The sequence below is a fragment of the Mycolicibacterium madagascariense genome (assembly GCF_010729665.1).
In the GTDB taxonomy this organism is placed as follows: domain Bacteria; phylum Actinomycetota; class Actinomycetes; order Mycobacteriales; family Mycobacteriaceae; genus Mycobacterium; species Mycobacterium madagascariense.
In genome coordinates this window covers 3,779,275-3,792,362 of the sequence record NZ_AP022610.1, presented here as the reverse complement: position 1 = coordinate 3,792,362, position 13,088 = coordinate 3,779,275, and the positions used below count along the sequence as shown (strand labels likewise).

Below are 13,088 nucleotides of genomic sequence, written 5' to 3'. Positions count from 1 at the left end.
AACCTACCGTGGGGCCGCGCGAGTGACGTCGGTCCCCGGGTTGGAGCAGACAGAACAACTGCTTGCCGCTCGGCAGCTCCTACCGAACTCGGGTCATGACCGCGACATCGCGCGGGTCCGAGGTTCCTTACCGGTGACGGCCGTAAGTGTCGAAACGATTATCGTCGCGTCGAGTGGTAGATCAGCCGTCTGACTTGCAGTGTCGTGCGTAGGTCGCCCGCTGCCGATGCCGCGTGTGTCGTTCGAGTCAGACGACCGTCGGTGGTGTCGTGGTGATGGGAATGTCGCGGTAGATGGTGACGCCGTCGGGGAGGGGGACGGGTATCCCGACGCCCACACTGGTCACGTACGTGTACGTGTCGCCGTAGTAGCCGTGGTCGTCTCGGTAGATGCTGAACACTGCCGTGTCGGTGAGGGGGCCGCCTGCGACGGCCTGTTCGCCGATATAGCCGATGTCCTCCGTTTCATCGATTCTGTAATCGTAGATGACACCGGGCACGGTAAAGCCGGTGCCCGAATCAAGGTATGCACCTAACGCGGTGGCGAAGAATAACTGGTTCCCGTCGAGGGGGCCGGGTCTAAATCCCCTATACGTGCCGTCGTAGAACCCCAGATTGAGCTGGAGGGGTCTTCCGGGGTTGTCGGTGACGTTCGTCTGGATCTCTGCGACAGGGGATGGCAGTGAGGCTGGGACGATGGGGAATGCGACCTCGGTGAAGCCGGTGGGGTTGCCCGCTGCATCGACGATGACGGATTGGTAGACGTCCACCTGGGGGCCGCCGTTGTCGGCGTTGGCGCGGGCCTGCGCGCTGGGGGTGTACACCAAATCGCCGTTCTCGTCGACGGTGACTGTCCCGCCCAGGGTGGTCGTCCCGCCGGTCGCGCCAACGGGGGTGGAGTACACGATGCTGGTGCCGTCGGCTTGCAGGAAGATGTCGGTGTTGCCGGGCTGGACGTAGGGCAGGCGGACGGTGGCGGGGTTGATGGTGGCCGCGACGTTCACCGTGGTGGTTCCGCCGTGTCCGTCGGTGACGGTGACCGCGAAGGTGTCCGTCGTCGGTCCGCCCGTACCCGCTGCAGCCCGCGCCGCGGCGGTCGGGGTGTAGGTGAACGCGCCGGTCGAGGTCACCACGACGGTGCCACCGTTGGTGGTGGTCCCGGTGGGCCCGGTGTAGGTCAGGGTGTCCCCGTCGGCGTCGGTGGCGGTGATCGTGCCCGACACCACCCCGCTCGAAGACGGGGCTCCGACGGTGGCGGTCGCGGTGGGGGCGGTGTTGGTCGGGGTGATGGGAACGCTGACCGACACCGGTGTGGTGCCGCCGTGGCCATCGGTCAGGCTGACGGTGAACGTGTCGGTGGTGGGGCCGCCACCAGCGGCGGCGTGCTGCGCGGTCGGGCTGGGGGTGTAGGTGAAACCGCCTGTGGCCGTGGTGGTCACGGTCCCACCGTTGGTGGTCGTGCCGGTGGGTCCGGTGTAGGTGACGGTGTCGCCTTCGGCGTCGGTGCCGGTGATCGTGCCGGTCACCACGCCCCCGGTACTTGGGGCATTGACGGTGACGCTGCCCGTGGGGGCGGTGTTGGTGGGGGTGATCGGGACACTCACCGACACCGGGGTGACACCGCCGTGGCCATCGGTCACGGTCACGGTGAAGGTGTCGCTCGTGGGTCCGGTCCCTGCGGCAGCGTGCTGCGCGGTGGTGCTGGGGGTGTAGGTGAAACCGCCGGTGGCCGTGGTGGTCACGGTGCCGCCGTTGGTGGTCGTGGTCGTGGGTCCGGTGTAGGTGAGCTTGTCGGCGTCGGCGTCGGTGGCCGACACCGTGCCGGTGACCACGCCGTTGGCCCCGGCCGGGTTGACGGTGGTGGTGCCAGCCGCCGGCGCACTGTTGGCGGGGGAGACCGGGACCGTCACGACGATGGGGGTGACCCCGCCGCGGCCGTCGGAGGCGGTGATGGTGAACGAATCCGATAGCGCCGACACCGGGGCGTCGGCGGCGGCGGCGTCGTGGCGGGCCTGGGCGGTCGGGGTGTAGATGAACCCACCGGTGCTGTTGAGGGGTACCACGGTGCCGCCGAGGGTCGAGGTCGCCTGCGTGGTGTAGGTGATCGGGTCCCCGTTGGGGTCGGTCGCGCTGACCTGACCCAGCACCACCCCGTTCTCCCCGGGGTTGCTGATCGGGGTGGGACCGGCGACGGGGGCCTGGTTGGTCCGCGAGATGGGCACCGACACCGTCGTCGAGGCGGCGGAGAAGAAGTTCGCCGCGGTGACGGTGAAGGCGTCGGTGGTGACCGCGCCCGTGCGGGCCGCCGCACTCGGGGTGTAGGTGTAGGTCCCGTTGCCATTGATGGTGACCGTGCCCAAGGTGGGCGCGGTGGTGACGGTGTAGGTCTGGGGCAAGAACAGCGGGCTGGTCAGCGGGACCGTCCCGGTCACGACCCCGGTCACCGAATCCACGCTCTGCTGCCCGGAGGTGCTCGCATACGGGGTGAACACCGATTGGATGCGGCGGAACACCGCGATCACCAAGTCGCCCAACGGGTTTGGCGGAGCGATCGGAGCCGATGGGGAGCTGGCCAGGTTTCCGGCGTTGAGCCCGAAGATCGACAACACCACCGTCACGATCGCGGTGAACGGGGTCACCACCGCCTGGGACACCGGGGCCACCGACAAGGCTGCCGGGGTCACGGCGGACTTGGCGGTCGACGTCAACGGTGAGACTGCCGATGAGGCCATTGAGGCCACGATGTTCGTGGCGGTCGACGAGGCGCGGTCGGACACCACGGCGGAGGACACCGAGGACTCCGCGGCCTTCAACAGCGGGTTACTCGACTGCGTCGCGGCCGACGACGGGGTTCCCGCGGTCTTCACCGGGATCGACGTGGATCTGGTGTCAGCCGAGGGGCCCGCGGTGGCGGCGGGAGTTATCGAGGCCGGCGGCGTTGCCGATGCGGTTCCCTCGGCTGCCGCGGTCCCGTTGCCCGCGGCGCTCACGGTCCCGGTGGCTGGTGGCGTCGGCGCCGTGGTGGTGGGCCCGACCGGATCCGACGTGACGGGTGTTGCGGCGGGCGGCGCTGCCGACGCCTGCTTGTCGGAGCCGGCCGCCGCTGACGCCGACGACGAGGTCGAGTCCGTAGTAGAAATGCCCGCCGAGGTCGCGGAGGACGTGGAGGTCGTTTTGGTCGACCCCGAGGTGCCCGACGTCGTGGTCGACGAAGACGGCGAGGTCGACGGGGTCTTGGTCGTAGAACTACCCGAGGTGGTCGACGACGGTGAGGTCGACTTGATCGCCGAGCTACCCGAGGTGGTCGATGAGGTCGTCGACGACGACGTCCCGCTTGCTGCACCGACCCCAGCGGACGTCTCGTGCTTGTGGTTGTCGACGTTGGAGCTACTTGACGACGAGGAGGACCCCGACGTGGCATCGGTGTCGGCGTGAGCTAGACCCGAACCGCTAATCAGCGCCGCACCCAGACCTACGGTCATCGCCGAGGTGGTGACCCAGTTCGGCACCTCGTGGGTAGCTGCTGCGCGATGCCGGCCGCCATCGGCCTTGGCGGCCTTGACTGCCCGGGCCTTGGCCTTGGCGCGATTTTTCACCCGATGAGCACTCATGACAGCGATCTCGATTCCCCTACGCGCACGCGCGCGTACCCGGACACATGTCGCTCGGGGGTATTGGTCAGCGGGTTGCTTCGCTGCCACAACCGGGGTCGAGGATCACCTACCGGGGCTTGCGGCAAACCTTAAACATGGAATGCAAATTTTTTGTAAATTCGTTTGCGACGTTCGCTGGAGCTGAGGCGGGTGCACCTAATACCTAAAGAGAGCGGTTCCGTCCGGCGCGCTTAGTGCGGCGTGCTTCCCGAGCGATCACTGTTCCTGGGAAGTTGACGTTTATTCGGCGGATGCGTCCGAGAAGCGCTGAGAATCGCCCGGTGGCGCCAGTAACGTTTGTGTGACCGAATTGCCTGTGCTGCAATGCTTTTCCGGGAAATATCGGACCTTCTGGGAAACGCAGATCGCAAATCCGTTGGTCCTGGGTTCAAGTCCCAGTCGCCCTACGTCAGAGGCTGGACATGCACAGCGTGCTGATCATGGCACGGTTCGGGTCCAGCCTGTCCGAGCTGTTCGGCGCCGCCCAACGTTCCATCTCTTCGCTGACGGTGACTGTTCGATTGATCGACTCGGGGCGGGTTGCTCAATCGAGGTGGCTTGCGACGTAGCGGAAAAGGTAGGGGCCGACGCTCGCGCGTGAGCTGTAGCGTCTGGGGGCTATAGCCCGTTCCGGGTAGGCAGACGAATCCCACGGGTGGTGGTGCGCTCGAAGGCCGGCTGTCGGAGACCTTGGCGCGTGTCAGATCCCGCCGGACACCGTGATGACTTGGCCGGTGACCCAACGGGCTGCGCGGGACGCCAGAAACGTTGCCACGTCGGCGATGTCGTCGGGCTGCCCAGCGCGACGTAGCGGTGTCTGTTCGATGATCGCGGCCGCCATGTCGGAGCCGAGCAGGCCGTTGGACCGGGTTGCCGAGCTGGCGACGAGCCCGGGGCTGATGGCGTTGACGCGGATGCCGCGCGGCCCCAACTCCTTGGCGTGGACGCGGGTGAAGGCGTCCACGGCAGCCTTGGTTGCGGTGTAGATGCCCAGATTCTCTGGGGTGAGGCGCGGGGCATTGGAACTGATGTTGATGATGCTCGCGCCGGTGTCGGCCTGCCGGGCGAACGCCCGGGATGACACGAGGAGTCCCAGGACGTTCACACCGAACTGTTGGTGAAAGGACTGCGTCGTCGCGTCCAGCAGCGAACCTGGTTGAAGGATTCCGGCGTTGTTGACGAGGATGTCGATGGTCCCGAACGCCTCCTTGGCCTGTGCGTAGAGGGCCTCCACGTCGGCTTCCTTGGCCACGTCGGCGCCGATCGCGACGGCATGGGATCCCGCGGCTTCGATGCGTGCGACGACGGCAAGTGCTGCGTGTTGGTCCTTGGAATAGTTGACCACGACGTTGGCTCCGGAGCGTCCTAGCGTCTCGGCAATGCCTTCGCCGATCCCCTTGGAACCGCCGGTGACCAGCGCGGTCGAGCCGGTGAGCGTGGTGGTGCCGGTCGATGCCGACATGCTGGGCTCCCTTCGATGCGCGTCGCGACGGGGTGGCCCGCGCGGGGCGGGTAAAGCGCCCGGGTATGGGCCAACGCCGTCAGCGATGTGGAAACTATCCTCCGTTTCAACCGTACTCAAAACGGAGATATCTTTCAACTTCGGGTGACCGGGGGGTGTTAGGGCCTCGCTGGCCGCAATCCGCGACCGCGTGGCCAGCACCATCGAGGGACGTGGCGCGTGCGGTGTCCTCCGCGTCCAGTGGCGTGGGGCCGGGTGGTGGTCGGCCTCCGGCGTGCGCGCCCGAGACCCAGCCGGCAGCAGCGCCTGGGGAGTCGGAAGGGGCGCTCGTCAGTGCCCGTGCAGGAGGTCGGCCATCAAGGTGTCCGCGGGTGGTGGTGCCGGCAGCGGCGTGAAGCTCGCGCGTGTTGGGGCCAGACCGTCGAGGACCAACACCAGATAGCGCTGCCACAGCTCGGGTTGGTCGGCGGTGGTGAGGAGGCTAAGGGACATCGTCAATGCGGCGATGTCGGCGCCGGTGACGTCGGGACGCACGGCGTGTTCGCGTTTGGCCCGCTCGAGTAACGCGGTGACTGCCGGTGCGAGGCGGCTTCGTGCCTGCAGCATCCGCTCATCGCGCGGCGCTCGGCCTGCCAGGACGTCTCGGAGGCCGCGGTCTCGCGTCTGCAGGCGCAGGATTTCCTCGAGGAACCACTGCAGCCCCGCCGCTCCGGTGGGTTGATCAGCTGCGGCAGCGGCGAGGTCGACCAAGGTGTCGATCCTCTTTTCGAAGACCGCCACGACGAGATCGGACCGTTGTGGAAAGCGCCGATATACGGTGCCCACACCGACGGCTGCGCGCTGAGCGATTTCGTCGTAGCCCACGTCGAGGCCTCGCTCGGCGAAGGCCTCGGATGCGGCGTCGACGACGCGCTGGCGGTTGCGGAGGACGTCGCGACGGATCGGCTTGGCCGAACCGTCCTTTCGAGGGTCGTTGGCCGCGGGCGCCCGGTTGCTCGCGGGGTTCACCGACGCGAGTCGTGGTGTACGGGCCTTCACGACATCACCCCTTGCGCGCCGGCGCTCACCATCGTCTCCATTGAACGGGAAACGGAGAAGGGGTTCAACTTCGTGTGTCGTGTCGATCCCCGAGCAGGGTCACCGACAGACCGGAGGAAGCGCCCAGGGGCAACACAACGGTGCCCACGATCACTAGCGCGACGAGGAAACAGCGGGTACCGCCACGTAGACCTTGGCGTTGGTCAGTGGGGTGGCCTTCAGTGCGACGAAGGCGGCGTTCTTGATCGGGCCGATGCGTGAGATTCCCTCCGGCGTGGCCGGATTGCCTCTTTGGGTGATGATCTCATCCTGGCCGCCTTGCCGTCGGGGGACAGGAACAGCTTCAGTCCCCGCTGAAAGTCCGGCTTGGCGGCCGCCTCTGGTGGCAGGTAGAAGGAGTCGTCGTTCTTGGCGGCGTCGAGTGCCTGGCCAAGGGCGGTGGGATTGGTGTCCGAGGCTTGCGCTTGCGCGTTAAGGCCGCTCGTTGTGGCGTAGTTGGCGAGCGTGCGGTCCAGGTCGCGCTGCTAATTGGCGATTTGGCGTGGAATCAGCGCCGCGAGTCGGGGTTGGATCGCGTTCGGTTTGTCCAAGCTGGCGATGATTTGGCCGAAGTGGTCACTGAGCTGGCCGATGCCGTCGATGGCATCGAAGATCGATCGCAATGCCACGCGCACGGGGATGTCGAAACATGTCACCGACGCTTTCGCAGTCTCGTGAAGCGATACCGCCGAAGGCTCCGAGGGAACTCTGCCAACCCGGGCACACCGTCGCGCAGCCAGTCGGCGATGGCCGATCCCGCCTCCTCGGTGAAGACATAGCCGAGCCAGGTCGACCGACCACCTTGGCGGTGTCCGCCCTGCGACGGAGTGACCACGAGGACGTTCGACCGCTCGCAGGGGCCGAGGCAGTCGGTGACCCGCAGATCGGCGACGTCGCGCACCTGCTCGTGCAGCATGGCGAGCTGAGCTTGGTGGTCGGTGTCCGGGTGCTTCGTGGCAGTACCGCAGCAGCATCCCCGGCACACGGTGACCGTCGGTCGGGTTCTGTCCAAAGCCATGGTGTCGATCCTCCACGATGCCGATGGTCTGGCCACGCGCAGCACTGCGATGACGCGTGCTCCCGCCGACCATGCCGACGTGGTGACCGCGAGGGAGCATGCGAGCGGTCACCGACGTCCCCCAGTCAGCGCGGGCAGGCCTGCCCCGGTAGATTGACTTTCGACGTCGAAACCGACTCGGGCTCAACGCAGTTCAGTGCAGTGAGTGTCGAGCGCGAAGCATCCCCCACACGGCGGCGAGCAGGCGCGGGACGGGGGCGTGCAAGGTGACCGGCGGGACGAGTTGGAACTCATCCCTCATCTGCTGATAGACCTCGGCCACCAGGCCCTGCGCGGCGCGCGGCGGGACGGCCTCGACGTGTTTGATGATCAACGGGGCGAACCTGGTGAACAGCGTCTGTTCGACCCTGCCTGCGATCCCGGTCATCTGCGGACCTCCGGTGTGGGTCGTGCCCCACAGGCCCGTCGCCGCGGCCGCGGAGCGACTCGATCCGCGCGATCCGTGTATCCGGTGTGGCCCTGCGGGCCTCGTGCGTGGAGTCGTGGCAGCACCGGTGTCGCGCGGTGACGATGAGCGCGCGGGTCCGCGGCCGGGCGCGGTGTGTCGTGGAGGTGGTTCACGCCGGGGTCCCAACGGGTTGGAATGCGCTGCGGTGGTCGTGGATGAAGTCGCGCAACGTCTGCGGAGGTTGCCCGCTGGCGGCGTGCAGATAGTCGGGGTCGACGTCGGGTCGCAGCAGCGTGGTGCCGTCCTCACACATGCGGGCCATCTCGCTGAGGTGCTCGGCGACCGCGGGAGGCAGGAATGCCTCGAGTTCGCGGCGCCACTGTGCGGCGGGGACGTACTCATAACGGATGTCGCGGCCCACCTCGTCGCCGATGAGCTGGGCGATGTCCTGCTGGGAGTGCCGTTCGGTGCCGGGGGGATGGAGGATCGGTGTCGTCGCGTAGCGCTGTGGTTTTAGGAGGACCTGGGCGCAGACGTGGGCGATGTCGACGCCGCTGACCCAGGCGGGGCGGCTGTCGCCGAAGGGGTTGCTGAGCACACCGGTGGTGGCGATCTGGTGGGCGTGCAACGCGGTGAGGTTCTCGTAGAAGAACGCGCTGCCACGCACGGCGGTGACGTTCACTCCGAGATGGAGCAGTGTCTCCTCGGCCAGTGCGTGCCCGCGGGCTATGCCGCTGGGGCTGGCGTGGTCGGCTGCCCCCATGGACATGATGACCACGTGCGCAGACGAAGCCCGCTCGGTGAGCAGCGAGGCGATGTTGAGCAGCGCGTCGAGGACCCCGTGTGCGGCCGGGTAGGCGAGGTAGACCGCGTCGACGCCGTCGATCACCGGCACGATCGTTCGACGGTCCAGGACGTCCCCGACCACGGTGTGCACGCCCGCCGTCCTCAGCTTCGCGGCGCGGTCGTCATCGGAGCGCACCAGCGCTCGCACGGTCTGGCCTGCCTGGAGCAGCCGGTGGACTACCTGCCCTCCGGTGCCGCCGTGCCGGCCGGTGGCTCCGATGACGAGGGTGGTCGTGGGCTGGTGGTGTGCGGTGGTCATGTGTTCGTTCCTCTTCGGTCAACGGGTGCTGGTGGTCGGCAGTTGGTGCCCCGAGCGGCGCGGTGTGGTGTCAGGCGGGGTGGTGTCGGTGCGGGCGGCGAGGGTCTGGTGGTAGGTGCGGCCGCGGCTGAACCCCATCAGGCGTGCGAGCGGTCGTCGGGTCAGGGCCGAGGCGATGAGGTCGCCGAGGCGCGGGGAGACGGCCTCGCCCAGGAGAAGCAGTCCAGCCCGTCGGGGCAGGATCACCCTGGGGGTGCCCCGACGCACTGCCTTCACCACTGCTTCGCCGACCTCTTCGGCGGACAGGGGCGTCATGTGGCGAAATGGGGGCGGCATCTGCGTCTCGTCGACCTCGCGCAGCAGGTCGGTCGCGGTGAGGGCGGGATGGATGACCGACACCGCGATGTTGGTCCCGGCCAGTTCTTGGCGCAGCGCGTCGGTGAACGCCGAGACGCCGTGCATGACGATGGCGTATCCGCCGAATCGGGCAAAGGCCTTGCGCCCCATGACCGAGGACATGTTGACGATCGACCCGGACTGCTGTCGCCGAAGGATCGGCAGCACCTGCTGGGTCAACCGGATCGCTCCGAAGAGGCTGGCTTGCAGCGTGTCGTGCAGGTCGGTCCCGAACCGGGGGTCGTCGGCGGCGCCGACGTGGCCGATGCCGGCGTTGTTGACCAGGACGTCGATGCGGCCGTAGCGCGTCATTGCAGCGTCGACCAGGGCGGCCACCTCCTCGGTCGAGGTGATGTCGGTGGGCACCGAGATGGCCTCCCCCCCACGGTCGTGAATGTCGTTGCGCACCTGGTCGAGTCGTCGTGCCGAGCGCGCCGCCAGCACCAGGCTGGCGCCCTGGCTGGCAAATGCCAGCGCGGTCGCCTTGCCGATCCCGCGGGAGGCGCCGGTCACCAGGACGACCTTGTCGTCGAAGGCCTTCGTCATGTCGTGCTCCGTGTTCTGTGTGATGGGTTGTCGTGTGTGGGGGGCGGCTGGGCACGACTGTCCCGCGCCGCCAGCGTGCGAGGTGAGCGTCGGCGTTCAGGCCTTCGGTACGGCGGTGCGGCTGGCCGCCGGGTTGGCCGTTGGGGCGTCGGGGACGAGTTCGCCTGTGGCCAAGCGTGATTCGGGTGTCGTCGGGGGGTTCCCGCTGGCCTCGCGGGCTGGTAGCAGCCACGCGACGATGATCGCGGCGCCCAGGGCGATACCGGCGCAGACGAGGGTCCCGATGTGCAGTCCGTCGTGGAAGGCATCGTTGACCGCGTCGCGGACTGCGGCGGCTTGTCCGGCGGGCACCTGGGTGATGACGCCGTGGGCTACGGCCATGGAGCGGCCCATCGCAGCGCGCAGGTCGCCGGGCAGGCCCGACAAGGCGTCGGCCGAGGAGATGGCGTGGCTGTAGAGGGAGGCGAAGATGCTGCCGACGATCGCTACGCCCAGGGTTCCGCCGAACTCGCGGGTGGTGTCGTTGACCGCGGATCCGACGCCGGCCTTGTCTGGAGACAGGGAGCCCATGATGGCCTCGGTGGCGGGTGCGGTGGTCAGGCCGAGACCGCCGCCTAGCAGCAGCATCTGTAGGGCGATGTCGGTGTAGCTGGTGGCGGCGGTGACCGTGGAGGACCATGCGAGTCCGGCGGCGAAGATCACCAGGCCGCCGGCCACGATCACCGTCGACCCGACCCGCTCGACCAGTCGAGGTCCCAGGATGCTCATGATGGCGATCGAGGCGGCCACGGGAAGCAGTCGCACGCCGGTCTCGAAGGCGGTGTACTCCTTGACGAATTGGAAGTACTGCGTGATCACGAAGATGAAGCCGAACAACGTCAAGAAGCCCGAGGTGATCGCCAGGCTGCCGCCGGAGAACCGGCGGTTGGCGAACACCGTGACGTCGAGCATGGGGTGGGGGGTACGTCGCTCCCAGAATGCGAACACGGTGAGGATGACGGCGGCCACGACGAAACCGACGGTGGTTCGGATGTTGGTCCACCCCCACGTCGGCGCCTCGATGACGGTGTAGACCAACGCGGTGATTCCGGCGGCCGACAGGATCAGACCCGGAACATCGATGCGTGGCGCCGACGGGTCACGCGAGGTGGGCACGAACGACAGGGCGCCGATGATCGCCAACGCGGCGATCGGAATGTTGACCATGAACACCGAGCCCCACCAGAAGTGCGCGAGCAACCACCCGCCACTGATGGGTCCGACGGCAACGCCCACGCCGACCATGGCCGCCCACAGCCCGATCGCCTTCGCCCGCGGCACGGGGTCGGTGAAGATGTTGGTGATCAGGCCCAGCGTGGTCGGAAAGATCACCGCCGCGCCGACGCCCATGGCGCCGCTCGCCACGATCAGCGAGTCGGCCGAACCCATCTGCGAGGCCACCCCGGAGGTGAGGGCGAACAAGGCCAGGCCGGCGACGAGGAAGCCGCGCCGGCCGTAGCGGTCGCCGAGGCTGCCCGCCGACAGCAGCAGACCCGACATCACCAGCGTGTAGGCGTCGACGATCCACTGCAACTGCGCGGTGTCGGCGTGCAGTTCGCGCGCCAACGTGGGCAGTGCGACGTTGACGATCGTGGTGTCCACGCTGGTCACGAACACGCTGAAGCAGATCACCGCCAACGCGGCGATCGGATGGTCACGAAACACGGGGAGCCGGAGGCGAGAGGTCATGGACACGACACTAAAGCGGCTAGACAAGAAAATCAACCACTGCTGTTTGAAAATTGTCCTCCGCGGTAGAATGGCGGGCGTGCAGACCCGCAACTACCACCAGAACTGTCCAATCGCGCGCGCCCTCGACGTCCTGGGTGAGCGGTGGACGCTGCTGATCCTGCGCGAACTGGTCGGCGGGGCTCGCCGCTACAGTGACCTGCGCGCCGAGCTGCCGGGTATTGCCACCAATTTGCTCGCCGAGCGGCTGAAGGCGCTCGAGGACGTTGGGTTGGTCGACCGGACTGATTTGCCGGCCCCCATCGGGCGAACTGTCTACACCCTCAGCGACGCGGGGTGGGCGCGCGTATTGCCCATCCTGCAATCCGTGGCGTGGTTTGGCCTGGATCGGCTGGACCCGTTGGGCGACGGCCCCGTCTCGGCGCTCAACGGCTTCCTCGCCGGGATCGTGCTCGCCTTCGATTCCGCACGCGCCGGTGGGGTGGAGAAGAGCTACCGCGTCGACATCGACGGTCGCCGTTTCGAATTCGCGATCACCGGCGGGCGGTTGGCTGCTGGGCGCGGTGAGCCCGCGGTGACGGTCACCGCCAGCGCGGCCGATCTGTGCGCCGTGCGGCTCGGTGACACCGACGCCGCCCGGGCCGCCGCCCTGCACCGCGTCACCTTCAGCGGTGAGGAAGGCGACGTCGCCGACCTGCGCCGGGTGTTCGCGTTGACCGACGCGATCCACGTCCTCGACGCCATCGGCGCAAACGCCCCGTAGTGCAGATGCTCCTAGCGTGGCGAGTACCGGCTCCTGCGACGACGTGTGAGGACGACGTCAAGGCCGAGATGGCTTCTGCCCGTTGTCATAAGTCACGTCGACCAACGCCGACGGCGGTTCACCATCGTTCGGCGGCAACACTGGATCACGGTCACCCACCGCCAGGGGACATGGCCGCACTGTTCTGACACGAGGAAGACGTAATGGCCCCGGATACTCCAGGTGTATCTGGACGGGAGTCTGACCTGGACGTCACCGACGCTTTCGCAGTCTCGTGAAGCGATACCGCCGAAGGCTCCGGGGAAAGTCGGCCAACCCGGGCCCACCGTCGCGCAGCCAGTCGGCGATGGCCGATCCCGCCTCCTCGGTGAAGACATAGCCGAGCCAGGTCGACCGACCACCTTGGCGGTGTCCGCCCTGCGACGGAGTGACCACGAGGACGTTCGACCGCTCGCAAGGCCCGAGGCAGTCGGTGACCCGCAGATCGGCGACGTCGCGCACCTGCTCGTGCAGCATGGCGAGCTGAGCTTGGTGGTCGGTGTCGGGGTGCTTCGTGGCAGTACCGCAGCAGCATCCCCGGCACACGGTGACCGTCGGTCGGGTTCTGTCCAAAGCCATGGTGTCGATCCTCCACGATGGCAATGGTCAGGCCACGCGCAGCACTGCGATGACGCGTGCTCCCGCGACCACGCCGGCGCGGCGACCGCCAGGGAGCATGCGAGCGGTCACCGACGTCCCCCAGTCAGCGCACCGGTCTGCTTCGGTGGATTGACTCCCGACACCCAATTCTCCTCTGACACAATCGGATTCGAGGGGGTCTCCAATCTGCGCCCAGGTCCGCAAAACCGTTGGTGCAGAACAGAGTTTAGATCGGTCAACGAAACGCAGGAGAA

General features: G+C 67.5%; 11 protein-coding genes and 1 pseudogene. 2 read left to right on the top strand and 10 right to left on the bottom strand.

Going from position 1 to position 13,088, the window contains the following annotated elements:
• Positions 1 to 247: 247 nt before the first annotated feature.
• Positions 248 to 2,653, bottom strand: a complete 2,406-nt coding sequence (locus G6N60_RS17870; RefSeq protein ID WP_220100367.1) for a cadherin-like domain-containing protein — start codon at positions 2,651 to 2,653, stop codon at positions 248 to 250.
• Here G6N60_RS17870 and G6N60_RS17865 point away from each other — a divergent pair.
• Positions 2,586 to 3,434: a hypothetical protein gene (locus G6N60_RS17865; RefSeq protein WP_163739751.1), complete on the top strand. Its 849-nt coding sequence runs from the start codon at positions 2,586 to 2,588 to the stop codon at positions 3,432 to 3,434. The genes G6N60_RS17870 and G6N60_RS17865 overlap by 68 nt on opposite strands.
• A gap of 918 nt (positions 3,435 to 4,352) precedes the next feature.
• On the opposite strand, the gene G6N60_RS17860 is transcribed toward G6N60_RS17865, so the two are convergent.
• The 8 genes and pseudogenes from G6N60_RS17860 to G6N60_RS17825 form a co-directional block, all read right to left on the bottom strand.
• Entirely contained in the window at positions 4,353 to 5,114 is a 762-nt protein-coding gene (locus tag G6N60_RS17860) for an SDR family NAD(P)-dependent oxidoreductase (protein ID WP_163739749.1), read from the bottom strand.
• Positions 5,115 to 5,444: 330 nt separating this feature from the next.
• On the bottom strand, positions 5,445 to 6,152 hold the full coding sequence (locus tag G6N60_RS17855; RefSeq protein WP_163739747.1) for a TetR/AcrR family transcriptional regulator: 708 nt from the start codon (positions 6,150 to 6,152) through the stop codon (positions 5,445 to 5,447).
• A 100-nt stretch (positions 6,153 to 6,252) separates the two neighbouring features.
• A pseudogene (locus G6N60_RS28640) lies at positions 6,253 to 6,841 on the bottom strand (MMPL family transporter); the annotation flags it as partial.
• A gap of 2 nt (positions 6,842 to 6,843) precedes the next feature.
• Positions 6,844 to 7,209 (bottom strand): (2Fe-2S) ferredoxin domain-containing protein, encoded by a 366-nt coding sequence (locus G6N60_RS17845; protein WP_246240818.1) that lies wholly within the window; start codon positions 7,207 to 7,209, stop codon positions 6,844 to 6,846.
• Between the two features lie 193 nt (positions 7,210 to 7,402).
• Positions 7,403 to 7,636, bottom strand: coding sequence for a hypothetical protein (locus tag G6N60_RS17840; RefSeq protein WP_163739743.1), 234 nt, complete (start codon positions 7,634 to 7,636; stop codon positions 7,403 to 7,405).
• A gap of 190 nt (positions 7,637 to 7,826) precedes the next feature.
• The gene (locus tag G6N60_RS17835) at positions 7,827 to 8,762 is read right to left on the bottom strand and encodes an NmrA family NAD(P)-binding protein (protein WP_163739740.1); all 936 of its coding nucleotides are present in this window, start codon (positions 8,760 to 8,762) and stop codon (positions 7,827 to 7,829) included.
• A gap of 18 nt (positions 8,763 to 8,780) precedes the next feature.
• A complete protein-coding gene (locus tag G6N60_RS17830; RefSeq protein ID WP_163739738.1) occupies positions 8,781 to 9,704 on the bottom strand; it encodes an SDR family NAD(P)-dependent oxidoreductase in 924 nt (307 codons plus the stop codon).
• A 96-nt stretch (positions 9,705 to 9,800) separates the two neighbouring features.
• A complete protein-coding gene (locus G6N60_RS17825; RefSeq protein ID WP_163739736.1) occupies positions 9,801 to 11,432 on the bottom strand; it encodes an MFS transporter in 1,632 nt (543 codons plus the stop codon).
• 79 nt (positions 11,433 to 11,511) lie between these two features.
• Between G6N60_RS17825 and G6N60_RS17820 the strand changes: the two genes are divergently transcribed.
• Positions 11,512 to 12,195: an HxlR-like winged helix-turn-helix transcriptional regulator gene (locus tag G6N60_RS17820; RefSeq protein ID WP_163739734.1), complete on the top strand. Its 684-nt coding sequence runs from the start codon at positions 11,512 to 11,514 to the stop codon at positions 12,193 to 12,195.
• 252 nt (positions 12,196 to 12,447) lie between these two features.
• On the opposite strand, the gene G6N60_RS17815 is transcribed toward G6N60_RS17820, so the two are convergent.
• Positions 12,448 to 12,813, bottom strand: coding sequence for a (2Fe-2S) ferredoxin domain-containing protein (locus G6N60_RS17815; protein ID WP_163739732.1), 366 nt, complete (start codon positions 12,811 to 12,813; stop codon positions 12,448 to 12,450).
• Positions 12,814 to 13,088: the final 275 nt, after the last annotated feature.